Source organism: Thermogemmatispora aurantia (assembly GCF_008974285.1).
GTDB lineage: Bacteria > Chloroflexota > Ktedonobacteria > Ktedonobacterales > Ktedonobacteraceae > Thermogemmatispora > Thermogemmatispora aurantia.
This window is the reverse complement of sequence record NZ_BKZV01000001.1, coordinates 652,864-678,603: the sequence shown is the minus strand read 5'-3', so window position 1 is coordinate 678,603 and position 25,740 is coordinate 652,864. Positions and strand designations below refer to the sequence as shown.

Genomic DNA, 25,740 nt, shown 5'->3' with positions numbered 1-25,740 from the left:
GCCTTAACGGGCGCCAGCGCGAGCCTGGCGTTCCTCCTGTTCAAGTTGCTGCCGCATAAGCTGAGCGTAGTAGCCATTCAGCTGGAGTAGCTGCTCGTGAGTCCCCTGCTCGATGATCATGCCATCGTGCATGACCAGGATCAGATCAGCATCGCGGATAGTACTCAGACGGTGGGCGATGATAATCTGCGTACAGGGATAGGCGCGCAGGTTCTCAGAGACGCGCTGTTCAGTAAGCACATCGAGATGGCTGGTGGCTTCATCGAGGAGCAAGATGGCTGGTTCATTGACCAGGGCGCGTGCGAGGCAGAGGCGCTGCCGTTGACCGCCCGAGAGGGCACTGCCGCCTTCGGCCACCGGAGTATCGTAGCCCAGTGGCATACGCATGATATCCTCGTGGATAGCCGCGGCGGTTGCTGCTTTCACGATGCGCTCATAGGGGACATTGGGATCATTGAGCGTGATATTCTGCAAGATGGAGCCACTGAAGATCTGGCTGTCCTGGAGAACGACGCCGAATTGGCGCCGCACCTCCTGGTAGTTGAGCTGGCTCAGCGGCAGTCCATCGTAGTAGATCTCGCCTTCGGTTGGCGTATAGAGAGCCAGCAAGAGCTTACCCAGCGTGCTCTTGCCCGAGCCAGTGCGCCCGACAATAGCGATTTTCTGACCCGGCTCAATACGGATATTGATCTGCTTCAGCACCCGTGGCGAATCTGGTCCATATTGGAAGCTCACATTCTGCACGTAGATGCGCCCGCTGAGTCGCGGAGGTAGCTGAGCCTTCTCGATGTCCTGCTCCGGTTCGGCTGTCGTGACGTCGGTCAGGCGCTCCAGGTGGGCGTAGAGGATCTGGAACTGTTGTCCGCTGCTGACGAGCGAGGCCACGGGAGTCAGGAAAGCGCTGGCTAGTGTATTGAGGGCGAGCATGGTACCGACGCTGAGATGGCCATTGAGAACCTGGTAGGCGCCGATCCACAGCAGGGCGATAGGCGAGAAGATCCGTAGAATCGTCATGGCCGTATTGATGCCGGCCTGGAGGTAGCTGAGGCGCAGAGTGATATTCAGGCGCTCGTAGAAGAGATTCGACCATCGTTCGAGAGCGCGCTGCTCGGCGCCGGCGGCCTTGAGCGTGGCCATTCCGGCCAGGGTCTCGGCCAGATAGCCCTGAGCTTTGCCTTGGGCCGCCAGATCGCGGCTGGCCAGGTCCAGCACAATGCGATGGGTCCCCAAAAGGACCAGCACCTGCAGCAGTCCCAGGCCAAGGGTCAGGAGCGCGAAGATCGGCGATTGCCAGAGCAGGATGAAGAGATAAGCGATGACCGTGCCGCTGTCAAGCAGGGTTGAGATAAGCTGGTTGCTCAGCGTGTCGCGGATGATGGTGTTGCTCCCCAGGCGCTGAAGCAGGTCGCCGCTCGAGCGCTGCTGGAAGAAGCTGAAGGGCAGGGTGAGGAGATGCTCGAAGAAACCGAGCACCAGCTGGATGTCGACGCGGGCCCGCAGATAGACCAGCAACCACTCGCGAAGGATCGTGGTGGTAGCCTGGGTGGCGAGGAGCAGCAGCAGGCCGAGGCCCAGAATACCCATGATATCGACCATATGAGCTGGCAGGATCTGATCGATGACGATCTTGGTGAGCAGCGGCAGGAGCAGGCCAAAGAGCTGCAGGAAGAGTGAGGCTCCAAGCACCTGAAGCAGGGCGCCGCGCGTTTGACGGGCGAACTGCTTGACCTGCATCCAGAGAGTAACGCGGTGAGCGCTGCCCTCGGTGCTGAAATGTACTCCTGGTTCAAAAAGGATCACGATGCCGGTGAAGCCAGCATCGAATTCTTCGGGGGTGAGTCGCTTGCGCCCCCAGGCGGGGTCGATGACTTCCACCCAGCGGGGAGTCCAGCGCTCAACGACAATGAAGTGCTTAAATTCCCAGTGGACCACTGCCGGAAGCGGAACGGCCTGGAAGTCCTCGGTGCGCTGCAATGAGATGGCGCGTGTGCGCAGACCATAGCTCCGGGCTGCTTTCACGATGCTCAGCGCTGAGAGGCCGTCGCGCCCCAGGCCATGCCGCATGCGTAGCTCGGAGACTGAGGTAGGGCGTCCGTAATAGTTGAGGATCATCGCCAGACAGGCATAGCCGCACTCGACGACGTTCATTTGGGTGAGGGGACGGACGCGTCGCCGTCGCCATCCTCGGCCAGACCAGGTTTGCTTTCTGGAGCGCTTACTCTGCGCGCCTGCCTCGACCGCTGGCCTGGCCTGACCTTGTTGCTGAGGGGGGCAGGCCTCCGCTGCGGCAGGCTGCTGTTGCTCGTCTGCCTGCTTGCCTTCGGCTGCAGCGGCGGGCGCTACTGGTGTTGCTGCTGACGCTGGCTTCTGCCTGACTGGCAGGCGCAGATGAGGACGAATGGCTGGATAGTCGCCCTCCTGCTGGAGGACGATCGGACGAATACGCCGTCGCTTGAGCGGTCGGCGTGCAGTGATATATTCTTGTGGATCGAAGATGTCTACATAGTCGCGATCCTGGGTTGCTTCCTGTCCATACTGTCCTTGCTGTCCGTAGTCGTGCATCATAACGCTCGCTGGCCTCCCAACAACATCCCGGCCCCTGGCAGCAAGTTGATAAGGCGGGTGAAACCGGTCTGTACCTGCGCTGTCAGACCCGTTCCAGCATAGACGCTAGCTGAGAGCTGCTGGCCTAATGGTACCAGTACAGCTACTGAGGGGTACGTGACCGGTGATGACGCCTGGTGCGAATTAGCCGTAGTATAGTAGGTGCAGGCGGTGGCAGGACTGGTGACACCTGGCAAAATGCGCGCTATGTGACTATTCAGCGTGAGATTGGTGGCTGGTAAGGTAATTTGCACAGGTTGCCCTGGTCGCAGCCTCTGGTGTGCTTCCCAAGGAAGGAAGATCAGCGCAAAGGCACCCTGTGACTGCAGCTGGAACCGCTCGCTGGAAGCTTCCGCGTCTAGTACCACGCCCGGGCCAACGGTGTAGGTCGGGATCTCCGTTGTCCAGGCGAGCGCTGCGGCAGCGAAAAGCAGCCCGAAGAGCAGCCAGAGCAGCACGGGTACGGGCAATGCCATGAAATGCGGGAGAATATCTTTTTCTCGTCCATAGAGATGATGGTGCAGTGCACGCTGACGAAAAATAGGACGTTGATGTACTTGCATCGATCTTATTCTGCCTTGCTACCAGAAGGAATAGAGAAAGAGCCTCTAAGTGCATTATATGAAGTGGACCAATTGGGCGAGGAGAGGATATGGAGAGAAAGGACAGAGAGGCAGCCAGGCTGCCTCTCTGGGAATAGGCCGATCTTGGGCAGCGAGCGTTATTGCAGGTAATGCTCAACGATACGAGGATCGCGAGGCTGAGCCTCATCGGGGTTGAGATGGGCATGGCGGCGCGCTCGCCGCTGGCGCAGCAGGTCCCAACACTGATCAAGGCGAGTCTCTAGCTCTTTCATGCGTATGCGCTCCTCGTCCGTGAGCCCCTCTTCTTCCGCCTTCTTGAGCAGTTTGTGTTCCTCATCCACCAGTTCGTCAATACGCTGCAGAATTTCCGCATCATCCATCGCTAGCGATTACCTCCTCTCTTGAACGATCGCACAGCGGTCTACCTGCAATGCTTTCATGCTGGTTGTCTCCAGCCACAGCATAGAAGTAAAACTCGGAGGTGCCCCAGCTTATTCCCCTGGGCAGGATTTGGGATTGGTGCGGAAGAGGATGGGTATCAGAGGCTGCCCGTCGGGGGCGAAAGGGCTGTGGAAGCTGGACGAGGAGCCTGACTGCTGCTCAACCTCGCTGAGGATGGCGAGCAGACGGGCACGGTGAGGGGAGAGACTACAGGCGGGGTCGGTATTGGCGGCATCGCCTGTCAGCAGGAAGGCCTGGCAGCGGCAACCGCCGAAGTCCTGCTCACGTAGCGGGCAGCTCCGGCAAGGTTCAGGCATCCAATGGCTGCCGCGGAAACGCTCAAAGGCCGCTGATCGCTGCCAGATCCAGGCCAGGGAATGCTGGCGCACATTGTCAAAATGCAGGTTGGGAATGATGCGGGCGGTCTGGCAGGGCAGGACCTCACCCTCGGGGGTAATGGTCAGATAACGGCGCCCCCAGCCATACAGGCAGGGCTTGGGACGTTCAGCATAGTAATCGGGCCAGACATAGATGACCTCCATACGTCCGCGCAGGCGCTCCTGAGCAGCGCGCACAATCGTTTCGGCCTGCTGCACCTGAGCCCTTGTGGGGAGCAGCGCGACTTTGTTGCAGAAGGCCCAGCCCAGGTATTGCGTGCTGGCCAGCTCCAGGCGCTGAGCGCCTAGCCGCTCGGCCAGTGCGATCAGTGCCGGCAGGCGCTCGATGTTGCCGCGGTGAAGCACCACATTGATCGTCAGGGGCAGGCCACAGGCGTTGACCAGGCGCGCGGCCTCTAGCTTGCGCTCATGAGCGCCCGGACAGCCGGCAATGCCATCGGCCAGGGCGGCTTCGTCGGCTTGGAAGCTGATCTGAACGCTATCAAGACCGGCTTCCCGCAATTCCTGTAGACGGCGCTGTGTCAAGCCAAGGGCGCTGGTGATCAGATTGGTATAAAGACCAACGGTGCGAGCGCTATCAACAAGGATGGGCAAATCACGCCGCAGGAGTGGCTCACCGCCTGAAAAGAGCAGATGCAAAACCCCGAGGGTGGCAGCCTCGCTGATCACGCGCTGCCACTCGCTAGTCGTCAGCTCAGGCTGTCGCTGATCTGAGAGAATCTGAGTCGGATTCGAGCAGTAAGGACAACGGAGCGGACAGCGATAGGTCAACTCGGCCAGCAAACCGAATGGCCGCAGCGTACTGCCCAGGGCAGTCTGAGAAAGAGCACCCTCTGGCTGATGTGTGCCTGGTGAAGGAGACGGCTTCATCTGCTGCTCGTTGAGCGTCATGTTCATTGTCCTCTCTGGCTATACAACCTGTCTGGCGATCGATCCTGTGCTGAAGCCGATAGCGGGCGAAGGAGAAAGCCGAGCTGATCTACTCTAGCCAGGCGACGAGATTCTGATCCCGCAGCGAACAAAGGTATTCGTAGACATCAGCCTGCAGCTGCTCGGGACTGGCCTCGTAACGGTTCGCCAGCTCTCGCAGGATATCGGCCAGCGTATACTCGCCGTTGCAGAGCTGCAAGATAGCAGCGGCAGTTTCATTGAGCATCATCACTCCTTCGGGATAGAGCAGAATAGGCTGCTGGCTGAGACGATCGATTTCCAGCCGTGCCCTGGGAAGCAGGCAGGGACGCAGCACCTTTGGTGGTGGAAAACTGTCTTCGCCAGGCGTGCTCATAGGCGACCTTCCTGTGGGGCGGGAGTGGGGGCGCTGGTGCTGGCCGCTGCCAGCGCCGGCTCGCCAGGCAAGGGGCCATAGGCGAACTGCAGAGCGTCGAGCATGCTCCAGAGCACATCACATTTAAAAGCGAGCGCCTGGACAGCGCCCTCCTGAAGCTGGCGCGTTGTGCAGTAGCGCACAGTCAACTCCAGTGCCTGTGCCGCGTCGCGTGGTGCCTGCTGCAAACGGGCCCGGAAATAGGCCAATCCCTCCGGGCTAATCCAGGTGTAATAGCGCTCAAAGGCGGCCAGGCGCTCGCTCATCAGATCGGGAGAGAACAGCTCAGTCAACGAGGAGGCTACCGCCAGAGGCCACGGCTGCTGGCGGGCGAAAGTCACATAGGCGTCGACGGCGAAGCGGACGCCAGGCAGCACGTGCTGTCCGCTCAGCACCTCCTCGCGTGAGAGGCCGCTTGCTTCGGCCAGCTTCAGCCAAGCTGCAATGCCGCCCTCATCCTCGTGCTCGCCATCGTGATCGCTGATGCGGTGAAGCCAGAGCCGGCGGACCTCTGGGAGAGGACAATTGGCAATGATTGCGGCATCTTTCATAGGAATATGCTGCTGGTAATAGAAGCGGTTCACGATCCAGGCGCGGATCTGCTCAGGAGAAAGGGCGCCCCTATTCATAGCTTGATGAAAAGGATGGAGATGATGATAGCGAGTCATGCCAACAGCTCGCAGTTGGGCGACGAAGGTCTCGTGATCCCAAGGCTCAAGAATCGTTGTGCTCATAGTAGCTCCTCTCTTCGCTCTTGCTAGCTAGCTTGCTTATCTACCCTGCGATCCTCTGGTCAGCGGCAGGTGAGATGAGGGCGTGCGCAATCATAGCTGCAATTCTAGGCCGTCCCAGCCGATGATGACCCCGGCAGCGTACACGGTGGCATGCTGGGGCGAGTCCTCGACCAGGATCGGATTGGTGTTGTTGATATGGGTATAGATGCGATAGGGAATAGGAAGCTGCGTTAACCAGGCCAGACTGCCCGCTGGCCCGCTGATTGGAAGATGACCCATGCTGCTTGCCGTTGCCTGGACGAGACCCTGCTCCTGCAGCTCATGCTCGCTCCAAAAGGTGCCGTCAAGGAGAATGGCGTCGCAGGCTCGCAGGTAGGGCTGCAGCTGCTCCTCTTGTCGGGCTAGCCCTGGTAGGAAAAGCAGACGTCCGCCAGTCCGCACATCCGTGAGATAATAGCCAACACGGAACGACGAGCCGGTTGCGAGCGTACTGGCCTCTGCGAGGTAGCGCGGAGGCTTGCCGGTCAGAGGGATAGCCTGGTAGAGAAGGCCGCTTGCATGGCCCGCCGCAGTGGGCAGAGGAGCCAGCTCTTCGGCGGGTTCACGCCACTCGACGCAGCAGTAATGAGCGAGCAACTGTGGTAGGGCCAGTCCCTGGCGCAGGGCTTGCTGAACTGCCGCAGGCGCATAGATAGTCAAAGCCGAACGCTCCCGAAGGAGCAGGAGGCCGAGAGTATGATCGAGGTCGGCGTCGGTCAGCAAAATGGCCTCGATAGGCGTGCCGCGCCTGCAAGAGGCAGGGGGCCACAGAGGTGGAAAACCTTCAAGCTGAGTGCGCAGATCGGGGGAGGCATTGAGTAGAAACCAGCGCTCGCCGTCGGCGCTCACCGCCACACAAGACTGTGTGCGTGCCTTCGCCATCAGCTCTCCCGCACGTAGACCCCGGCAGTTCGAGCAATTGCAGTTCCACTGCGGGAAGCCTCCTCCTGCTGCTGTACCGAGCAGACGCACTAACATTTTTCTTGTTTTTCTAATCCCTGAACGGGCTGCCTCTCCCTTCCATGTCAATCCTTGGAGGAGTTCACTCACTTTCCGCAGCCCAGGCCAACCAGGCAAAACCAGACAGGGCATTGACAGGAACCAGACGGGAAGCAGGGAGGAGGCAGGACCTGCTCAGTCGCCGCCTCCCCCCTCTACGGCTCACCCTTCCTCTATTAGCGCCCTCTGCCTGCTCTCTCCCTGCCTAGCGCGGTACTACTGTCTCTTTTGAGGTTCAAACAACAGGAGTACGCCTGCATAGGCAGTGCATTCAAGGCTCACCGCAATGACTTCGAAGGACGGCTTGACCCACCGGGGCTTTTCTTGCATGTTGCTCCTTTCCCTTTTCAGGCTGCACAGAGTTCCAGCGCAGTACGCTTCTCAAGCACGCCTCTGCGGAGGACATTCTGACCATGCTCATCCATAGTCCTCCGCTCCTCACCCCGTCTCCTCTCTTACCAGTCAGCTTGCCCTCCAGTCCATCCGTCGAGATAACCGCCGACGAACTGGTGGACGGCCCGTCGACCAGTGCCTCACTCTCTTCGGCCTTGCTTCGCTTGTGCGCTGGGCAAAGCTACACCTCCATTATAACCAACCCCAATAAATAATAAATGTATATCCATCTATGAAGCGAGATGAGGAGCGGCGGGGCTGGCGGAGCCTAGGGCGTACTGCCCGAGCGGGCCTGGAGTTGGCGGACGAAGTCAACGAAGAACTGGATCGCCTGAGGATTGCTCATCGCGTCGGGGCTGGCCGCCTTCTCCAAAGGCATACCCAGGAGCAACTTCTTGACTGGCACCTCCATTTTCTTGCCGCTCAGTGTGCGGGGCACCTCGGGAATGGCAATGATCTCGTCAGGCACATGATGCGGCGAGATCTCGCGGCGCAGGGCCTCCTTCAAACGGCGCTGAAGGTCTTCATCGAGGTGAACTCCCTCGCGCAGCACAACGAACAGGGGCAGGTAATAGCCGCCACCGGGGCGCTCTACTCCAACAACCAGGCTATCGAGCACCTCGGGAAAGCTCTCGACGACGCGGTAGATCTCGCTGCTTCCCATGCGAATCCCCTGGCGATTGATCGTCGAATCTGAGCGACCGTAGATGATGGCGCCCCCGCGTGGGGTGATCTTGATCCAGTCGCCGTGGCGCCAGACGCCCGGGTACATTTCGAAGTAACTTTCACGGTAGCGGCGATTATCTGGATCGTTCCAGAAGAAGAGTGGCATTGAGGGCATCGGCGCCGTGACCACCAGTTCGCCGACCTCATCGATTAAAGAGTGCCCCTCTTCGTCGAAGGCCTCGACGCGGGCGCCGAGCGCACGACACTGGATTTCGCCCGCATAGACGGGAAGCAGGACGCAGCCGCCGACGAAGGCCGAGCAGACATCGGTGCCGCCGCTGACCGAGGCCAGCCAGACATCGCGCTTGACGTGCTCATAGATCCAGCGGAAGCCTTCTGGTGGCAGAGGTGAGCCAGTAGAACCGATACAACGGAGCTGGCTGAGGTCGAACTGCTTTCCTGGCTCGATGCCAGCTTTCATGCAACTGGAAATGTAAGCGGCGCTTGTCCCGAACAGATTCATACTGCTGTCCTGAGCAAAGCGCCAGAGGGTGTTCATATCTGGATAGCCGGGAGCGCCATCGTAGAGCAAGATTGTGGCCCCGACCAGCAGGCCGCTCACCAGGAAATTCCACATCATCCAGCCTGTAGAAGTGAACCAGAAGAAGCGGTCGCCTGGTTTAAGATTGCTCTCCAGTGAGAGCACCTTGAGATGCTCCAGCAGGATGCCGCCTTGGCCCTGCACGATCGCTTTGGGCAGGCCGGTGGTGCCAGAGGAATAGAGTACCCAGAGTGGATGCTCGAAAGGGACCTGCTCGAAGGTGAGGGGGGCTGGTTGGGCGAGCAGGCTGCTCCAGGGAATGGTCTTGCTGAGGCCGGCGCTGGCCTCCTCGGGGGTAGCGTGCAGGTAAGGAATGATGATGGTATGTTCGAGTGTAGGCAGGGCTGTCTGAAGCTCGGCCAGCACTCCCCTGCGGTCGAAGGGGCGCCCATTGTATTGGTAGCCATCGACGGCGAAGAGCACCCGTGGCTCAATCTGCCGAAAACGGTCAACGACGCTGCTGGTGCCGAAGTCGGGCGAGCAGCTAGACCAGATAGCGCCAAGGCTGGCGCAGGCGAGGAAGGCGATCACTGTCTCCGGGATATTAGGTAAATAGGCCACGACCCGGTCGCCGCGCTTAATGCCGAGTTGTCGCAGGCCCTGGGCGATGGCTCCCACTGCCTGCTCTAGCTCCTTCCAAGAGAGGGCGCGCCAGGGTTCGCGTTCGGAGCGGAAGATGATGGCCGGATGCTCAGCGCTGGCCTGGCGGAAGACATGCTGAGCGTAGTTCAGCTCGGCGCCTGGGAACCATCTGGCTCCAGGCATGCTGCGGCTGGCCAGCACCTGAGTATATGGCTGGCTGGCCTGGATCTGAAAATAGTCCCAGAGCGAGGACCAGAAGCCTTCAAGGTCGGTGACCGACCACTCCCAAAGCTCATGGCGGCTGGCGAATTGCTTGCCGCGCTGCTCGGCAAGCCAGCGCATATAGTGCGTAATATTGGCTTGCTCTTTTAGTTCCTCTGAAGGCTCCCATAGGGGCTGTTCGGCGTTGAACGAGGTACTCATCGGCTCGTACTCCTTTCAAACAGATGGGCTTCGGGGCCCTTGACCTTCGAGGCAGGGAGACAGGTCGGCCCGCGCTGGTGGTTGTTCTTTTTCTGCTGTAAGTAAGTCTATGTCGCGCGTAGAGACAAGTCAATACAGACGGCGATAGCTGTCCAGTAGCGGCTGCAAGCCTGCGCGACCAGACAGGCGCCAGCGCTCATTCCAGTCCTTACCCTGTCCGTCCAGGGGCATCAGGCAACAGCTGACTGACCGCCCTTGCTCGCGGAGTTGCGCGCTGAGACGAGCGGCGGCCTCGCGTCCTCCCTCGTCGCCATCGAGGGCCAGCAGCACGCTGCGAACCTGAGCAGGGAGCCAGCTGAGGGGCAGTGCGGTGCCTGCCAGAGCGACCACTTCATTCGCTCGAAAGCCAGCCGCCAGCAAAGCTAGACGATCGAAGGTTCCTTCAACCACGATGAGCTGAGGGGCAAGCTGCTCTCGTGGCAGGCTAAAACAGCCAGCAGGATTGGTTTTGATCCAGCGCTGTGGGCGACCGAGACGCTCTAAGAGCTGCTTATGAGCGTTTTCATCCATTCCATGCTGCCACCCTGCGAGCGTGCGCCCGATGTAGCCTCTTGTGGTTTCTGCTTGAAGAGGGAAGATCAGCCGCCCGCTCCAGCGTTGCAGGAGGCGCCGCTGTTTGGAGCGCGTCAGGCGCGTGATGATCGTCGGCGTCAGGAGGCCAACGCCACCAGTAAGAGCGATCTCCAGAGGAATGGCCCGCTCGCGCAGGTAGGCGCGCCCCTGGCTGCTGGACTTCAGCGCTGCCTGCATGGTGGGTTCCAGGGCTTGCAATATACGCCGCTCCTCTTCTTGCCAGCGGCTCAGAACGCTGACGGTACTGGGCCGTTCTTCTGGCTGGCTCAGCCAGCGAAAGCGCGGGGAGGTCTGGCTTCCAGTCGGCCCTTCCTGATCGATTGCCTGTCCTCGACCACCGCTGGCGTTGGCGACCAGGAGCTGGTGGGCCGCACCTGGATTCCATTCGGCTATCAGGACTTTGGCTTGACAGGCGGCGTTAAAGCAATAGCCCCAGCCGCTGGCTGGGTCGATCGAGAGTGAGCGTTGATGATCACTGCCGTGAATCGGACAGAAGGCGCGCACCCGGCTGCCTGTTAGGCGCGGATAGCGTAGTTCGCTCTGTGAGAGAATCTCGATCCGTTTGCCTCGACGGGTGAAGACGGTGATCATACTGGCCATCCTCTGCTCCCTTTGGCGCTTTCCCCGTCCTTCCATCCTCGCAGCGCTGCTCTCTTTCTATTTCTACTGGAGATTATAGAATATTTGTTCTGGCCTGTCGAATGTCAGGCGAGCCGTGACGCCAGGCCAGAACTTTCTGCAATCGCCCCGGTTGCAGACGTGGCGGGAGAGAGAAACAGGCAGACTCTTGGAGTTATGCAACCTGCCAGCGTTCTCCTCTGTAAGTAAGAGAGAAGGGAGAAGAGGATGCTCCTCTTCCTTGACAGCGATAGCTATCTGTTATACTCTGTCTTTGAGAGAATGGCGCAATGAAGATCAGAAGCTGCAGGAAAAGGACGCACTTGCATAGAAGTTCCGCCTTTCGTGCGCTTGTTGAGAGATAGAGAGGATCGACAATGTACCGACGAAACCGTTTTGGGCGCCACCGGGGTTGGTTTTTCTGGTGGTTTATTCCTCTGTTTTTCCTGGGTCCGGCGCATTGGTGGTGGGGGTGGGGTAGCGCGATGTTCGGCATTATGCTGAGCATCTTCTTCATCGCCTTGCTTGCCTGGGCCCTTTCTGTACTCTTTGCCGAGCAGGGGCCGGGGGCGGGGCGCAGCTGGCCGATGAGCGGTGGCATGTGGCAATGGCAGCAGCAGCCGCCGCAGGCGCCGCCGGGACCAATGGATACCTACCAGACCTCTTACCCGGGCAGCCAGCCAGGAGAGCCTGAGCGACGCTATCACCAGGGCTATCGTGCCCAGACGGACCCACGCTCGAGCGTGGCTGCCGAGTCACAGCCACAGCAGGCTCAACCGGCGGTGAGGCGTCCTCAGCAGCAGTACGAAGAGCCGCAGGTTGAGTATCCACGAGAAGAGCCGCCGCTGGTCCAGTAGCCATCTTGACCTCTAACCGCCAGGCTCCCGCGCGTCTTAATCTGTGCCAGCATGCTTCATATGGTACTATTGTGGGATTGATTTGACGGAAGCCCTCAACTCCCGGGATACTTCTGGTAAATGATGTTGATGTGTTTATGGAGATGAAGAACCGGGAGGTTGCTCTGTGATCCCCGTTGTGGTGCTGGCGAGCGCGCTGCTTCTGCTCATGCTGGGGTTGAGTCTTTGGCGCCGTGGAAGCTGGCTTGAGCGCTGGTTGCGGCGTGAGGGGCTGGCGAGTGCTCTCCTCGTCTCCTCTTCAGGAGAGCAAGCGAGTTTGACCGCTCGTACTGCCCGCCTTCTGCAGCGGGCACAAGACGGCCAGGAGGGGAAGCCCTGGTTCGCTCAGGTGGTTCCAGCGCCCTGGTACCGGCGTTGGCGTGTGATCCTCTCGCTGGTGCTGCTGGTAATGGTTCTTCTGGCGCTCTCGATGACCAGTGCTCTGGCCGATGGGGGACAGCTGACGCTGAACGCGGCGCTCACCTTTTTCCGCAACAATCACGGCCAGACACTTGATCTCCAGACCCTACCTCATGGCTTCAACGCCTCGCGCAGTCTTGTACGTATCTCCCAGCTTGATCCTGCCCAGTATGCTTCTCAAGAAGAATATGACACCTGGGCCTATTCTGCATGTTCAGCAGCAGCCATGACGGAGGTCTTTAATGCCTATGGCCGGCACTATCGCATCAGCGACGTGCTGCACGTCGAGGCAGCTCTCGGGCAAATCACGCCGGAGCTGGGCCTGGTATCGCCAGATGGCATTGCTATCACTGCGGCCCACTTTGGCTTTCGCACCGAGTGGGGTGAGCACTGGTCCCTGGAGCAGCTGCTGGCCGTGGCCAACAGTGGAGCCCCTGTGATCGTAAGCTTCCCACCAGATCGCTATGCTGGCGGCCATTTGCTCGTCGTGCTCGGTGGCGATGCAACATCGGTCTATCTGGCCGACTCGTCGGCCTGGGATCGCCATGTCCTCAGCCGGGAGCAGTTCCTCCAGTGGTGGGGAGGCTATGCGGCTGTGGTAACGCCTCTTGAGTAAGCAAGGCCAGCGGAAGGCGTCCCTGCCCTGATGCTGGACCCCAAGGCTGGCACCGCTCTGGCGCTGGAACAGATCTTTCGAATGTCCATCCTCCTATCTCGGGCTGGATAGAGGGAGACCTCATAGCTGCCAGCAAACGTCTTGGCTTGACAGCTAGAGAGCCGGGGAGTACCCTCCCCGGCTGCTCCTGTTTCCAGGCAAGGGCAGTGATCACCTCTACTCCTCCTTTCGTCCCCATTGGGAGATCAATCCTCCTGATCAGGAACCGTGCTGGATCAACATCAATGGGCGCAGCGCTCAGACGGCCTCTGCCGCTTCTCCTCTGCTTTGCCGGGTTGATCATGTGCTTCTATGCTCCCTCAGCTCCCCGCTTCTCTCTTCTCTAGATACGGCTGTTCGCTGGCCGGGAAGATTATCCGGCTTCCCCGTTGTTATTACCAGTGGATTGGATAATAGATCGGAAATGTGCTATTATAAAATCGGAGAAGTGAAAAGTCTCAATTTCCCGGCCCCAAGCGAGGAAGCTGCTGAGGTTCTGTCTCTTCCTTTTCAGGCAAACTGAGCCGCTTCCCTGGCGGGACGGGCAGATCGGGAGTTCCAAATTCTCAGCGAAATTTCAGCTAATTCACAGTTCCTCTTAATAGAGGAGTGTTTTACTCATATTAGCTGGAAATGATAGAACGCTCCAGGCGAACTGCCTGGGACTGTAATCCGATCGAATTCAGTAGAGAGGAGAGGGAAACCTATGGCTCGTCGGGAAAGTGCAGTTGTGGATCGCGAGCGCGATTCTCGTGAAGAGTATACGACAGAGCTGCTCACTGTCAGCGAGGTAGCGAAGCGCCTGCGTGTTGATGACACCACGGTGCGCCGCTGGATCAAGACCGGTGCCCTGCAGGCCATTACCTTGCCGCACAAGGGCAAGCGTGAGGTCTATCGTGTCAAGAAGAATACGCTGGATGAGTTGCTCAACACGCCCGCAACTGCCGCGTCGTGAAGCGGGTCGGATCAGCGGCAGTTATGCGGTGATCTGACTACAGAAAAAAGCTGGACCCGAGGGGATCTCTCTCGGGTCCTTTTGTGTGGAAAGTGGCGCTGGGGACTATCCTGACATGACGAGCGCTACCAGGAGGCTCCTGTCTCTCTGATCAGTGCCCACCCAAACGGCGTAGTTCAACCTGGCCATTGCGAACGCGTACCGCATAGCGCGGAGCCGGCACGGTTGCTGGGCCAGTCAGCACTCGCCCATCGCGCACGCAGAAGCGTGAGCCATGCCAGGGACATTCCACCACATCCCCATCCAGCGTTCCTTCGTCCAGAGGTCCCCCGGCATGGGGGCAGGTTGCTGAAATTGCATAGTACTGCTCGCCGCGACGGAGCAGTACCACGGGCACACCGGCTACTGTCACGCGATAGAGGTGTCCCTCCTCAATATTGCTTGCCGGGAGGACTGGCTCGAAGTCCTCGCCTGCCGCCTCCCAGGCAGTATGGTTCACGTTGGTGCCCTTCACAAAGACCATGTCTCCGCCTAAATAGCCGGCCACCAGAATAGCCACGAAGCCGATGAAGCCGAGCACGGCGGCGGCGATGCTTTCGTTCAGAGGAGAGAGCAGGCGCAGGATCAATGAGACCAGATAGAGGAGAAAAGCCGCCGTGTTGAGCAAGCCATGATAGAAGCCGACCGTGCGCTCAGCTCCATAGGTATCGCTCCAGTCGGCCAGACCGGTAAACAGCGCTCCCAGAGCAGCAATCAACCCGACGATGGCTCCGACCAGCGCCCCGCGCGCGGCCCAGCTATTGCTAGCCGGTGCTGCCAGCCAGATAATGTCGAGAATGGCGGTCAGGGTCCAGGCGCCGATCGGAATATCGGTGATGGCCGGATGCAGAGGATGGCCTCCAAAGGTGCCGCTGAGTAAGCTTTTCAGGAAGCGTGGTGGCTTCTGTGTGCCTCCAGTCAGCGCGCGGGCCAGAGCCTGCAGACTGTCACCAAAGCGGTCGGCGAAAGACTGCCAAACGTTGGTCGTTGACGGGACCGGCTCATGCGTCGTGTCGCTCATGGTGCTCTCCTTCGTCTCTTCACAAGGGCTGACAACCTGCCCATGCTCCAACTCTGGCCTCAAGAGCGGCCTTCCCCCTCGTCCTTCCTGCCTGTTGCCAGGTTAAGCGCCTCTCGCCTCTGCGCACGGAAAGACAGAGGGCAATGGCTGGCAAGACCGTATACAGTGGGCCTTGACCACGTCAGCGCGTGCGCTGGCCAGGCCTCGACCGGCTGGCGTTGCTCGCCATTGCCCCTCCGTCTCTGGCTAGCCGCTCCTGCTGTGCAGGAAGCAAACAGGCGTCAGCAGATAGCAGGCAGTTGTGCTTTGGCTAAAAAAGCCTGCCCGATCCGTCCACTAGCGCATCGGGCAGCTTCCAGGACTCTCTCCCTCTTTTGGATATACCATACTCGCTCGGGAAAGTCAAGAAAGTCAAAGAATTTATTGACATAAGGCTGGCTCTCTGCTAAACTGAGGCAAAGCAAGCGCTAATTGTTTGTCCTCTCGATCAGGAAGTGCAAGACCGATGACTGGCAATCAGGCGCATCGGCGCTTTTTCAGGAGCACGCGCGGGCGCATTGTAGCTTTACTCTCTCGCCAGGGGGCCACCGTTGAAGAATTGGCCCGGGAGCTAGGGCTGAGCGATAATGCCGTGCGTGCTCACCTGGCGGCGCTGGAGCGTGATGGCTTTGTTGTCCAACGAGGAGAGCGGCGTGCTGCTCAAGGGAAGCCGGCTTACCTTTACGAGCTGGCTCCAGCTGCCGATCGTCTCTTTCCGCGTGCCTACCTCCCGACCCTCGATACGCTCCTTGAGTTACTGACCGAGCAGCTCCCTGCCGCGGAGCTAGAGCGACTACTGCGGACCATCGGCCACCGCCTGGCGCAGCGCTGGCGGGCCAGTGAGCAAAGTCGGTCGAGCGAGCCGCTGAGTCGCGTGCGTTGGGCGGTGGCGGTGCTCAACGAACTCGGGGCTTTAGCTGAGCTAGAGGTAGCGGTGGAGGGACGGAGCGATTGCCCTGGCGGCCAGGCTCGTCTACGTGCCATGAGCTGTCCACTGGCTGCGCTGATCCCCTCTCATCCCCGTCTCTGTCTGCTGGTCGAAGCGCTGTTGGCTGAGTTGACAGCTTTGCCTGTGCGGGCCTGTTGTTGCTGCGGAGAGCGACCGCAGTGCTGCTTTGAGATTGATCTTATCACTGAGCACTGAGCTTCAGCCCGGTCGAGGCGGGGCCAGGGAGGGCCCCTTTCAGTGCTCTCTCTCTTGTTTATCCTCTTTGCTGCTTTCAACAGCAGAGCCTGTCATGGTACAATGAAGAGGAAACGGCCTTGCAGCAATCCCCAGGGAAGGAAAGGACAGAGCCGCGATGTCAGAGACTCCCCACGAGGGCGGCCATGCCTCGCCGCCCTATGGCAGCGAACGCCAGTTTCAAATCTACATGGCAGGGCTACAGGGACAGCTGCCGACTTTACCTCTGGATGTGCATGAGCTGGAACGGCGTGCCAAAGAGCGCCTAAGTCCCGAGGCGTATGACTACGTGGCTGGGGGTGCTGGCGCTGAGGATACCATGCAGGCTAACCTTGCGGCCTTTCAACGCTGGTCCATCGTCCCGCGTATGCTGGGCAATATTGCCCAGCGTGATCTCAGCGTCGAGCTGTTAGGGCTACGCCTGCCAGCGCCTTTGTTGCTTGCCCCGATCGGTGTGCAGTCGATCATCCACCCCGAAGCCGAGCTGGCAGTGGCGCGGGCTGCGGCTTCGCTGGGCATTCCCTTTATTTTGAGCACGGTCTCCTCCTATACGCTGGAGGAGGTAGCTCAGGCAGCAGGCGATGGAGCGCGTTGGTTCCAGCTCTATTGGCCTGCCGATGCCGAGTTCTGTGCGAGCCTTGTTCAGCGAGCTGAGCGGGCCGGCTACGGCGCGATCGTGGTCACGCTCGATACACGTTTGATCGGCTGGCGTCCGCGTGATCTGCAGCGGGCCTATCTGCCATTCCTGCAGGCACAAGGATTGGCTAACTACTTGAGCGATCCTGTCTTCCGCCGAGATTTGCCCCAGCCTCCTGAAGAAAACCCCTTTCCTGCTATTCAGAAGTATGTCTCCAGCTTCGGTCATCTGACACTCCAGTGGGAAGACCTCGCTTTCCTTCGTCAACACACGCGACTACCCGTCTTGCTCAAAGGGATTCTCCATCCTGATGATGCGCGCCGGGCAGTAGCGTGTGGGGTCGACGGCGTGATTGTCTCCAATCATGGGGGACGCCAGGTAGCGGGCGCCATTGCGGCGCTGGAGGCGTTGCCGGGGGTCGTGGAGGCCGTCGCTGGACAGGTTCCTGTGCTATTCGATAGCGGTATTCGGCAGGGAGCCGATATTGTCAAGGCGCTGGCGCTGGGGGCGCGGGCCGTCTTGCTGGGGCGCCCCTATATCTGGGGGCTGGCTCTGGGTGGAGAGGCTGGTGTGCGCGAGGTGCTGCAGAACATGCTGGCCGATCTGGACCTCACCCTGGCCCTGAGTGGTTTCGTCTCCGTCAGCTCGCTAGATCGTTCAGCCCTCGCCAAAGCGGCAAGGGCGTGATAAGATAAAGAAGAACAGCGAGGAGCGCCGCCCCTATCTGTGGGCGAGGAAAGTAGCCGGACAGGCATCCCGCTGGCGAAGCAGCTGGTCAGGGCAAGCCTGTCCTGCAGGAAGCCTGGTCTAGCGGCAGCGACAGAACGATTGGATTGGTTTCTTCTTCCCCTCTCTGGCCACGGAAGGGGCAGTGTGTGCCAGAGAAGGGGGAGCGAGTTGTTAGCTGGCTAACTGAGGCTGCTGGCAGACGAGCCAGCCTGATGGGGCGGTGCGCCCACTTAAGATCGCTGGGAGGTTGCCAGGAAAGCGGCTTGTCGCGGCGCTGGCTCCTGCTTTTCAGGAAGGGGGCGCCTGCTAACAAGCCCTAAGAAGGAACAGAAGAGCATTCAGCAGAAGGTTCAGAGAAGAAGTGCATCGCCTGCGAGAGGATGAGTTGCCCTGTCTGCTGGTGGGGAAGAGAGTACTCCTGCAGACTAGAAGCTCAGAGGAGATGACAGGCGATGAGAAAAGTCAAAGATGTGATGACCACACGGGTAGTCACGGTCCATGAGGACCAGACACGACAGCAGGCTGCAGCTTTGATGGCGCGCCATCGAGTCAGTGGGTTGCCTGTGGTCAATGAAGAGGGGATGATCACAGGCCTTGTCACTGAGCACGATGTCCTGGCGCGTCAGGGCCGCTTTGTGCGGGAGATTATGACCCGTGGTCTGATCAGCGTCACTGAGGAGACCGACCTGGAGGATGTGGCTCAGCTGCTCGTCAATCGGCGTATTCGACGCTTGCCGGTGCTTCGTGAGGGGCGGCTGGTGGGCATCGTGAGCCGCGCTGACCTGGTCAGGGAGGTGGCGACACGCTGGACCTGTCCCGTCTGTGGTGAGGTGGCGCCTGGCGAGGAACCGCCAGAGTGCTGTCCTCGCTGTGCAGCGCCACAAATGGTGGCGCCAGCCGAACCGGCTCCTCCTGGTTTCTAGTCGCCTGCTTGCCTGGTAGAAACGACGCCCAGGCTGGCAGCGCGGTACTGGTTCTGCGCCCGCTCTTCCTTGTTCCGGCTCATTAGGACGACCGGATCAATAACGATCAAGCTCATCTTGTTGATGCAGTGTCGATTAGCCAGAAAGAAGAAGTAGTGTACCTATGGAGACCAGACAGCAACGGAAGGCAGCCGCGCAGGGGGCCGGACCGGGTGACCCCCGCTCCCCTGCTTCGCTGCTCGAAGGAACGGACCGCGAAACGCTGCTCAATTACTATTACCAGATGGTCCTTATTCGCTATTTTGAGGAGAAGGCCGGTGAGATGTACACCCGTGCGCGCATCGGCGGCTACTGTCACCTCAATCTTGGCGAAGAGGCCACTGTTGTCGGCTTCTGTGCCGGCCTGGAAGCCGACGATTACGTCTATACCAACTACCGTGAGCATGGCTATGCCATCTGCCGTGGCATCTCGCCTGCCGTCGTCATGGCCGAGCTGTTCGGCAAAAAGACCGGCTGCTCCAGGGGTCGTGGAGGGTCGATGCATCTCTTTGACCTGAAGCGCCGCTTCATGGGGGGCTATGGCATTGTCGGTGGGCAGTTGCCGTTGGCGGTAGGAGCGGCCTTTGCCCTGGCCTATCGGGGCGCGCGTGAGATTGTGGCCTGCCAGATGGGCGATGGTACCACTAATGGAGGCCCTTTCCACGAGTCGCTCAACCTGGCCAAGCTCTATCGGCTGCCGGTGGTCTTCCTCATTGTCAACAATCAGTACGGCATGGGCACGCGTGTCGACCAAGGCTCGGCGGTCCCCGACCTCTATCGCAAGGCCTGTGCCTATGACATGCGCAGCGAGCGCGTTGATGGGACCGATCTTCTGGCGGTTTTAGAGGCCGTACGCACGGCGGCTCGTATTGCGCGTGAGGAGCGTGAGCCAAGCCTGATCGAGGCGGTCAGCTATCGCTTCCGTGGCCACTCGGTGGTTGATCCTGATCGCTATCGTCCCGAAGATGAGGTACGGCGCTGGCGCGAGCGTGATCCCATCCTGCTCTACGCGACCCGGCTCAAGGAGGCGGGATTGATGGATGAGGCCACGCGCCAGGAGTTGGAGACGCGGGCTCAGCAGGAGGTCGAGGAGGCGGTGCGCTTTGCCGAGGAGAGCGAGTTTCCTTCGGTCGAGGAACTCTACGACTTTGTCTATGCCGGTGAGGGAGGGCGCTGAGTATGGCCGAGATGACCTATCGCCAGGCGCTGCACGATACGCTGCGCGAGGAGCTGCAGCGCGATGAGAATGTCTTTCTAATCGGCGAGGAGATTGGGCGCTTCGAAGGCTCCTATAAGATTACCGCCGGCCTCCTGCAGGAGTTTGGTCCAAAGCGTGTGGTTGATACGCCGATCTGTGAGAACGGTTTTGTGGGGCTGGCGATCGGGGCCGCTATGCTTGGATTGCGTCCCATTGTGGAAATCATGACGATCAACTTCATTGCGCTGGCGATGGATGAGATCGTCAACCATGCGGCCAAGATCTACTATATGTTCGGCGGTCAGTGCCCGGTTCCTCTGGTGATCCGTACTCCGGGCGGTGGTGGTCAGCAGCTCTCGGCGACCCATTCGCAGAACCTGGAGGTCTGGTTTGCTCATGTCCCTGGTCTCAAGGTGGTCGCGCCATCCACGCCGGCGGATGCCCGAGGTCTGTTGCGGACCGCTGTGCGTGACGACAACCCGGTGCTCTTCCTGGAGAATCTGGCACTCTACAATACACGTGGCGAGGTGCCTGAAGGGGATTATACGATCCCCATAGGTAAGGCTCAGGTCATGAAGGAGGGCCATGATCTGACCATCATCAGCTACTCGCGTATGGCGGTGGTGGCTCTCGATGTCGCTCGTCGGCTGGAGCAGGAGCGTCAGCTCAGCATCGAGGTGGTTGATGTGCGCTCCTTGCGTCCGCTTGACCATGAGACCGTTGTCAATTCGGTCAAGAAGACCAACCGGGCTATCATCTTTGAGGAGGATTGGCGCTCTTATGGGGTTGGGGCCGAGCTGGCGGCCACTCTTCAGGAGGAAGCGTTTGATTATCTAGATGCGCCCATTCAGCGCGTTGCTGGTGCGGAGGTGCCGCTCCCTTATTCGAAGCCGCTGGAGCAGGCGGCTTTGCCAAGTGCGCGGCAGCTGGTGGAGGCGGTCGATCGCCTGGCCATTCGCAAGAGGAGGGTCGTCTATGCCTGAGGTGACTATGCCCCGGCTCAGCGATACGATGCAGGAGGGGACGATTGCTCGCTGGTTAAAGAAACCAGGCGATCGCGTTGAGCGGGGGGACGTGCTCGCTGAGATCGAGACCGATAAGGCGACGATGGAGCTGCAGGCCTATGAGAGCGGGGTCCTGGAAAAAATCCTGATCCAGGAAGGAGAAAGTGCCCCGATCGGTCAGGTGATTGCACTGATTGGGAGTGGGGCGGCTGTTGCTGACCAGGAGGAGGCGAGGGCAATGCGCCCGGCTCCGCAAACGACGACCGCTTCCTCTGCGACTGGGGGTGGTGGCTCCGGCCTGGGGATGTCTCAGGAGGAAGCGCCGCGTCAGCGAGCTACGGCGCCAGTTGAGGTGCCACCGTCGACTGCGCCGGTTGGTCAAGAGAATGGTGATCGCTTGATCAAAGCCTCGCCGTTGGCTCGTCGCCTGGCGGAGGAGCATAATATTGACCTGCGTCAGATCCGTGGCTCTGGCCCTGGTGGGCGTATCGTGCGCGATGATATCGAGGCGTTCCTTGAAAGTCGTCGGACGGCAGCGGTGACTGCTCCAGCGCAGGCCGGGGTTGGGGCCACCCCAGCACCTCCAGCCGCCGCGCCTGCTGCCGCAGCTGAGGTCGGTGCGGCTCCTGCTGAAGAGCTGGTGCCGCTCTCGCGTATGCAGACGACTATCGCGCGGCGTCTGACCGAGTCGAAGCAGACGATCCCGCATTTCTATGTCAGCACTGAGATTGACATGACCGAGGCTTTGGCGCTGCGTCGGCAGCTCAACGAGAGTGTGGGTGAGGGGGGCGTCAAAGTCTCGATCAACGATCTTATTATCAAAGCCTGTGCCCTGGCCCTGGAGAAGTTCCCCGAGGTCAACAGCTCCTATCGCGATGGCCAGTTTGTGCGTCACCAGGCGATCAATGTCGGGATCGCCGTCGATATTCCTCATGGCCTGGTGGTGCCGGTGATCCGCGATGCCAATCTCAAAGGAGTACGCACCATTGCGCGTGAGGCCCGTGCTTTGATTGAGAAGGCCCACGCTGGGAAGTTGACGCCAGCTGATCTTTCGGGTGGTACCTTCTCAATTTCCAATATGGGCATGCTTGATGTCAGTGAGTTCATCGCTGTGATCAATCCGCCCGAGGCAGCCATTATGGCGGTGGCTTCCGTGCGGCGCACCTTTGTGCCTATCGATGATCAGCCGGTGCTGCGCGATATGATGCATGTCACGGTCTCTGCTGACCATCGTATCCTCTATGGGGCGACGGTGGCTCGCTTCCTGCAGGAAGTCAAGCGTTTGCTGCAGAATCCGTTTAGCCTGCTGGGCTAAGGCCGCGACAGACCTCAGCGATAGACGACACGAGTAGACGGCCCTCTCCTGGACTCAGTGAGGAGGCTCTTCTGAGACCGTCAGAAGAGCCTCCTTGTTTTGGCAACGGGAAGTGCACTGCCAAATTTTCTTCTTCAAGCTGCGTAATCCTCCCATTTTTATGGCAACTTTGTTCTGTCATTGACAGGAAATGAGGTCTAGTATATAAAATATTTGCATTTATCAACTCCAAAGAGGCAGATTTAATGGCAAATATTTCTGAACCCCCTCGGCAGTCTGCGGCTAAAGCTTCTCGCTTTGGTGGGTGGCTATGGCGCAGTGGTGAGTTTGCTCGGCAGCTGATGCGGCGTTTCACCTTTGCGCGGGCCTTGGCCAGTCGTTCTTTTCGCTTGCTCTGGTTGGGCCAGACGATTTCAAACCTGGGCAACAATGTCTTCTCGCTGGCGCTGGCCTGGCAGGTCTTGCTGATGACGCACTCGGCCACAGCGATGGGTCTGATCCTGATGGCCAGGCTGGTTCCCAACCTCGCCTTTGTGCTGATCGGGGGCGTTGCTGCTGACCGGCTGCCGCGGCGCTCGATCGTGCTCTGGTCGGATGGCTTACGGGGCCTTGTCCTGCTCTCTGTGACAGTGCTCGGCGTTGCCGGTCTCCTTCAGCTCTGGCTGCTTGTAGTAGAGAGCCTTATCTTTGGGATCGTTGAAGGCTTTTTCAATCCTGCGCTGATGTCTCTCCCGCCCGAGCTTGTAGCCAAGGAGGAGCTGCCATCTGCCAATGCTTTGACCGCCCTGAGCCTCAATCTGGCGGGACTGGTGGGGCCGGTGCTCGGGGCTTTACTCATTGCTCTGGCAGGACCGTTTTCAGCCTTTGCTCTGGATGCTGTGAGCTTTTTTATCTCGATGCTTCTGTTGCTCCCTGTTCCTATTGTTGAGCGCCACCGGCGCTCTCAGCAAGAGCAACTCGGATCGTCAGCTCTGGCGCTGCGTGAGGATGCTGAAGGCGAGGAGGAGAATCTCGTGAGAGGGCGGCTGTGGGGGCTGAGGTCTGGTTTGCAGAAGGTGCTGCAGGACCTGGGTGAGGGTCTCGTCTATGTGCGCTGCTCGCGCTGGATCTGGGTGACCTTGCTCAGTGCGACCGTTGGGAATGTCTGCTTTATTGCCACTTTGGCGGTTTCTATGCCAAAGCTGGTGCAGGTTGTCTATGGGCAAGGGGCTGGATTCCTTGGTCTTCTTGAAACAGCTGAGGCTATTGGCTCGCTGCTGAGCATCTTGCTTTTGGGGGTGGTCTTGCGTCTGGGACGACGCGGGTTGCTGGCCTATCTCTTTCTGATGCTGAGCGCGGCTGGCGTGCTTGCTTTTGGCTTGATCCCGGCGGCGTTGGCCCTCTGGTTAGCTCCGCTGGCGTCGATCCTGGTCGGCTTTGGCCTGACCTTTTTTAACACGGTCTATTTCACTATTTTGCAGGAGCAGGTACCTGGGGACAAGCTGGGGCGTGTCATCAGTCTGGATACCATCGGCTCCTTGGGTTTAGCGCCACTGGGGCAAGTGCTGGGTGGGATTTTGACCGATCGGGTCGGAGCTGCGACTGTCTTTCTGCTCTTTGGGGCCCTCGCGCTGGGCAATTGTTTGTATCCGCTGCTTGTGAGAGAGGTACGGGAGACGTTTTAGACGGAGATGGGGGTCTGAGGGCCAGAGTTAGAGCCATTGATCGCTTGCTGTAGAGAGGAAGCGCTGCTCATGGTAGGGGGCATTCGCTTGGCGCAGCAGGGCGGGGACCCCTGGCACGAGAGACCGGCCAGACATCCTGCCTCTCTCAGCCGTTTTCTTGGGGTGGTTGGTGGATGTCTATGGTCCCAATGGATACGACCAGAGTTGGACATTCGGCGGGGGCATCTTCTCAACTGCCTGGCTCTCTGGCAATATCTGGCCGTATGTGGACTCAGAAGGGCAGGGTAGTTGTGCTTGCCTCTCCAGGTCGACAGAGACTTATCGCAGGGCTAGGGGCTTTTGCCTTTCTGTAAAGAATGGGGGCAGCTGCTTTCTGCGAAACAGGGGGAATACTGTGAACGAGGAACTCCGCAGAATCGTTGAGCAAGTCGAGCAGTTGGACTCGGTTGTACAGAAGGCTATTGTCAAGGAGTTCCAGCGAGTCGTCAAAGTCATGGCCAACATGGCGCCGGGGGACTTGATGCCCTGGGATGAACAGTTTGAACGATTTACCATGCGGGCGCGTACTGTGCTGCATCTAGCGAAGGAGGAAACCCTGCCTCTCAACCATCCTGCGGTGGGGACAGAGCACCTGCTCCTGGGATTGATGCGTGATGGGGAGGGAGTCGCTGCCCGGGTACTCAAGCAGCTTGGAGCCGGTGATCTGGACCGGGCGCGCGAGAAAGTCGAGGCGATCACTGGGAGTGGTGATCATGCGGTTGAAGGCGAGCCGTTCTGGACAATGCGAGCCAGACAGGTCTTTGCGCTGGCCAAGGAAGAGGCTCGGAGACTTAAAGCAGGGCACATCGGCACTGACCATTTGCTGCTCGGGTTGCTTCGGGCAGAGGGCAGTCTTGGCGCAGGGGTGCCGACCATGTTGGGGATCGATCTCGCCGAGGCTCGTAGGCAGACGTTGCGTGCCATTGGCAAAGGAGAATAATGCTATGGGATGGCGATACGCACAGGTTCCTGCTGTGAGGTCTAGTCCAGGGACTCCGGTGTGAGCCTGCAGGCCCTGGATCGCATATCCTGGCTTGTTCGACCCTCTCGATGGTTACAGCCGCAAGCTGCATGTGTGCCAAACGAGGCTGGTTTCCTGCTCTCTCCTCGTTGCTCCTGCCTTGCTATCTTCTTTATCCCCCTTTCAGTATCCTCAAGCGGGTCGGGGTAGAGGCTCTCGACCTTTCTAGGGCTGCCACTGAGTTGACACCAGGCTGCGAGGCGCTCGCGCAGTCTTGGGCGTGAGAGATTGCCTGGAGACCGCAGGGGTCGTGATCGTGGGTCGAGCCAAGGGCGGGCGTGTCTCCAGATCGGCGAGGCGCTGCCCCATCGAGCTGCTCCATCTGCGTGCACTACTCTCTACTTTGGTGCCACTTTCACTACTGTCAACAGAAGCCAATATTACTGCTTGTACAACTAGTGCCGTTCGCTTCGAGCATCTCGGCTCCCGACTTTCCACGCAGCGATGCTCGAAAGGCTTTCCAGGCCGCTGGAAGGCCATAGTGGCTGGCATCATAGCCGCATAAAAGCGGTCACTAATGACCGATTTTTTGGGATGCTCGAAACGACTTGACGGAGGCCGCTCCAGATGCTACTCTAGAGAGGGTACTGTCAGACCACCGCAGAAGCCCGTTGAGGGATTGGAACTGACACATGAATAACAGAGTCATTCACGGATACAAACAGTCAGACCACCGCAGAAGCCCGTTGAGGGATTGGAACGCTCTCCCATTGCCAGCTATCGCTGTAGAGGATTTCAAGTCAGACCACCGCAGAAGCCCGTTGAGGGATTGGAACCCGTCGAGATAATGCACGTCGACGAATACGCTGCCGCTGGTCAGACCACCGCAGAAGCCCGTTGAGGGATTGGAACTGCTGTCGAGAACGTACAGCCGGCTTTCAGGAAAGAGCGTCAGACCACCGCAGAAGCCCGTTGAGGGATTGG

Annotated in this window: 21 protein-coding genes and 1 CRISPR repeat array (1 of these 22 only partly in view); of the genes, 11 read left to right on the top strand and 10 right to left on the bottom strand. The window is 59.5% G+C overall.

Going from position 1 to position 25,740, the window contains the following annotated elements; translation table 11 throughout:
- Positions 1 to 3: 3 nt before the first annotated feature.
- From KTAU_RS02585 to KTAU_RS02545, 9 genes are all read right to left on the bottom strand, one after another.
- The gene (locus tag KTAU_RS02585) at positions 4 to 2,565 is read right to left on the bottom strand and encodes a peptidase domain-containing ABC transporter (protein ID WP_151726889.1); all 2,562 of its coding nucleotides are present in this window, start codon (positions 2,563 to 2,565) and stop codon (positions 4 to 6) included.
- On the bottom strand, positions 2,562 to 3,167 hold the full coding sequence (locus tag KTAU_RS02580) for a hypothetical protein (RefSeq protein WP_151726888.1): 606 nt from the start codon (positions 3,165 to 3,167) through the stop codon (positions 2,562 to 2,564). Before KTAU_RS02580 ends, KTAU_RS02585 begins: the two co-directional genes overlap by 4 nt.
- A gap of 158 nt (positions 3,168 to 3,325) precedes the next feature.
- Positions 3,326 to 3,568, bottom strand: coding sequence for a DUF2630 family protein (locus KTAU_RS02575; RefSeq protein ID WP_151726887.1), 243 nt, complete (start codon positions 3,566 to 3,568; stop codon positions 3,326 to 3,328).
- A gap of 111 nt (positions 3,569 to 3,679) precedes the next feature.
- Positions 3,680 to 4,897 (bottom strand): pyrroloquinoline quinone biosynthesis protein PqqE, encoded by a 1,218-nt coding sequence (pqqE, locus tag KTAU_RS02570; RefSeq protein ID WP_151727646.1) that lies wholly within the window; start codon positions 4,895 to 4,897, stop codon positions 3,680 to 3,682.
- A gap of 109 nt (positions 4,898 to 5,006) precedes the next feature.
- On the bottom strand, positions 5,007 to 5,312 hold the full coding sequence (gene pqqD / locus KTAU_RS02565; RefSeq protein WP_151726886.1) for a pyrroloquinoline quinone biosynthesis peptide chaperone PqqD: 306 nt from the start codon (positions 5,310 to 5,312) through the stop codon (positions 5,007 to 5,009).
- Positions 5,309 to 6,085 (bottom strand): pyrroloquinoline-quinone synthase PqqC, encoded by a 777-nt coding sequence (pqqC, locus tag KTAU_RS02560; protein ID WP_151726885.1) that lies wholly within the window; start codon positions 6,083 to 6,085, stop codon positions 5,309 to 5,311. The genes pqqD and pqqC overlap by 4 nt, the downstream gene beginning before the upstream one ends.
- A gap of 90 nt (positions 6,086 to 6,175) precedes the next feature.
- On the bottom strand, positions 6,176 to 7,102 hold the full coding sequence (gene pqqB / locus KTAU_RS02555) for a pyrroloquinoline quinone biosynthesis protein PqqB (protein ID WP_151726884.1): 927 nt from the start codon (positions 7,100 to 7,102) through the stop codon (positions 6,176 to 6,178).
- 682 nt (positions 7,103 to 7,784) lie between these two features.
- Positions 7,785 to 9,788, bottom strand: a complete 2,004-nt coding sequence (locus KTAU_RS02550) for an acetoacetate--CoA ligase (protein ID WP_151726883.1) — start codon at positions 9,786 to 9,788, stop codon at positions 7,785 to 7,787.
- Between the two features lie 129 nt (positions 9,789 to 9,917).
- A complete protein-coding gene (locus tag KTAU_RS02545; protein ID WP_170293005.1) occupies positions 9,918 to 11,021 on the bottom strand; it encodes a toprim domain-containing protein in 1,104 nt (367 codons plus the stop codon).
- 395 nt (positions 11,022 to 11,416) lie between these two features.
- Here KTAU_RS02545 and KTAU_RS02540 point away from each other — a divergent pair, with 395 nt between their 5' ends.
- The 3 genes from KTAU_RS02540 to KTAU_RS02530 all read left to right on the top strand — a co-directional run bounded on the left by KTAU_RS02540 (position 11,417) and on the right by KTAU_RS02530 (position 13,965).
- On the top strand, positions 11,417 to 11,896 hold the full coding sequence (locus tag KTAU_RS02540) for a hypothetical protein (RefSeq protein ID WP_151726881.1): 480 nt from the start codon (positions 11,417 to 11,419) through the stop codon (positions 11,894 to 11,896).
- 166 nt (positions 11,897 to 12,062) lie between these two features.
- Positions 12,063 to 12,971 carry a C39 family peptidase gene (locus KTAU_RS02535; RefSeq protein WP_151726880.1) on the top strand — a complete coding sequence of 303 codons (909 nt, stop codon included), beginning with the start codon at positions 12,063 to 12,065 and terminating at the stop codon, positions 12,969 to 12,971.
- 745 nt (positions 12,972 to 13,716) lie between these two features.
- A complete protein-coding gene (locus KTAU_RS02530; protein WP_112428347.1) occupies positions 13,717 to 13,965 on the top strand; it encodes a helix-turn-helix domain-containing protein in 249 nt (82 codons plus the stop codon).
- A 151-nt stretch (positions 13,966 to 14,116) separates the two neighbouring features.
- Here the strand turns inward: KTAU_RS02530 and KTAU_RS02525 are convergent, their stop codons facing one another.
- Positions 14,117 to 15,025, bottom strand: coding sequence for a Rieske (2Fe-2S) protein (locus tag KTAU_RS02525; protein WP_151726879.1), 909 nt, complete (start codon positions 15,023 to 15,025; stop codon positions 14,117 to 14,119).
- Between the two features lie 505 nt (positions 15,026 to 15,530).
- Between KTAU_RS02525 and KTAU_RS02520 the strand changes: the two genes are divergently transcribed.
- From KTAU_RS02520 to KTAU_RS02485, 8 genes are all read left to right on the top strand, one after another.
- Complete coding sequence (locus KTAU_RS02520) at positions 15,531 to 16,208, top strand: helix-turn-helix transcriptional regulator (protein ID WP_151726878.1); 678 nt, start codon at positions 15,531 to 15,533, stop codon at positions 16,206 to 16,208.
- Between the two features lie 157 nt (positions 16,209 to 16,365).
- Positions 16,366 to 17,571 carry an alpha-hydroxy-acid oxidizing protein gene (locus tag KTAU_RS02515; protein ID WP_151726877.1) on the top strand — a complete coding sequence of 402 codons (1,206 nt, stop codon included), beginning with the start codon at positions 16,366 to 16,368 and terminating at the stop codon, positions 17,569 to 17,571.
- A gap of 494 nt (positions 17,572 to 18,065) precedes the next feature.
- On the top strand, positions 18,066 to 18,536 hold the full coding sequence (locus tag KTAU_RS02510; protein ID WP_151726876.1) for a CBS domain-containing protein: 471 nt from the start codon (positions 18,066 to 18,068) through the stop codon (positions 18,534 to 18,536).
- A gap of 163 nt (positions 18,537 to 18,699) precedes the next feature.
- Positions 18,700 to 19,752: a pyruvate dehydrogenase (acetyl-transferring) E1 component subunit alpha gene (gene pdhA, locus KTAU_RS02505; RefSeq protein WP_151726875.1), complete on the top strand. Its 1,053-nt coding sequence runs from the start codon at positions 18,700 to 18,702 to the stop codon at positions 19,750 to 19,752.
- A 2-nt stretch (positions 19,753 to 19,754) separates the two neighbouring features.
- A complete protein-coding gene (locus KTAU_RS02500; protein WP_069803505.1) occupies positions 19,755 to 20,756 on the top strand; it encodes an alpha-ketoacid dehydrogenase subunit beta in 1,002 nt (333 codons plus the stop codon).
- The gene (locus tag KTAU_RS02495) at positions 20,749 to 22,092 is read left to right on the top strand and encodes a dihydrolipoamide acetyltransferase family protein (RefSeq protein ID WP_151726874.1); all 1,344 of its coding nucleotides are present in this window, start codon (positions 20,749 to 20,751) and stop codon (positions 22,090 to 22,092) included. The genes KTAU_RS02500 and KTAU_RS02495 overlap by 8 nt, the downstream gene beginning before the upstream one ends.
- Positions 22,093 to 22,337: 245 nt before the next feature.
- The gene (locus tag KTAU_RS02490) at positions 22,338 to 23,756 is read left to right on the top strand and encodes an MFS transporter (RefSeq protein WP_151726873.1); all 1,419 of its coding nucleotides are present in this window, start codon (positions 22,338 to 22,340) and stop codon (positions 23,754 to 23,756) included.
- A gap of 394 nt (positions 23,757 to 24,150) precedes the next feature.
- Positions 24,151 to 24,735 carry a Clp protease N-terminal domain-containing protein gene (locus KTAU_RS02485; protein ID WP_151726872.1) on the top strand — a complete coding sequence of 195 codons (585 nt, stop codon included), beginning with the start codon at positions 24,151 to 24,153 and terminating at the stop codon, positions 24,733 to 24,735.
- A gap of 670 nt (positions 24,736 to 25,405) precedes the next feature.
- Positions 25,406 to 25,740: a CRISPR direct-repeat array (repeat unit 37 nt; unit sequence GTCAGACCACCGCAGAAGCCCGTTGAGGGATTGGAAC); it runs 1,490 nt beyond the window's last position.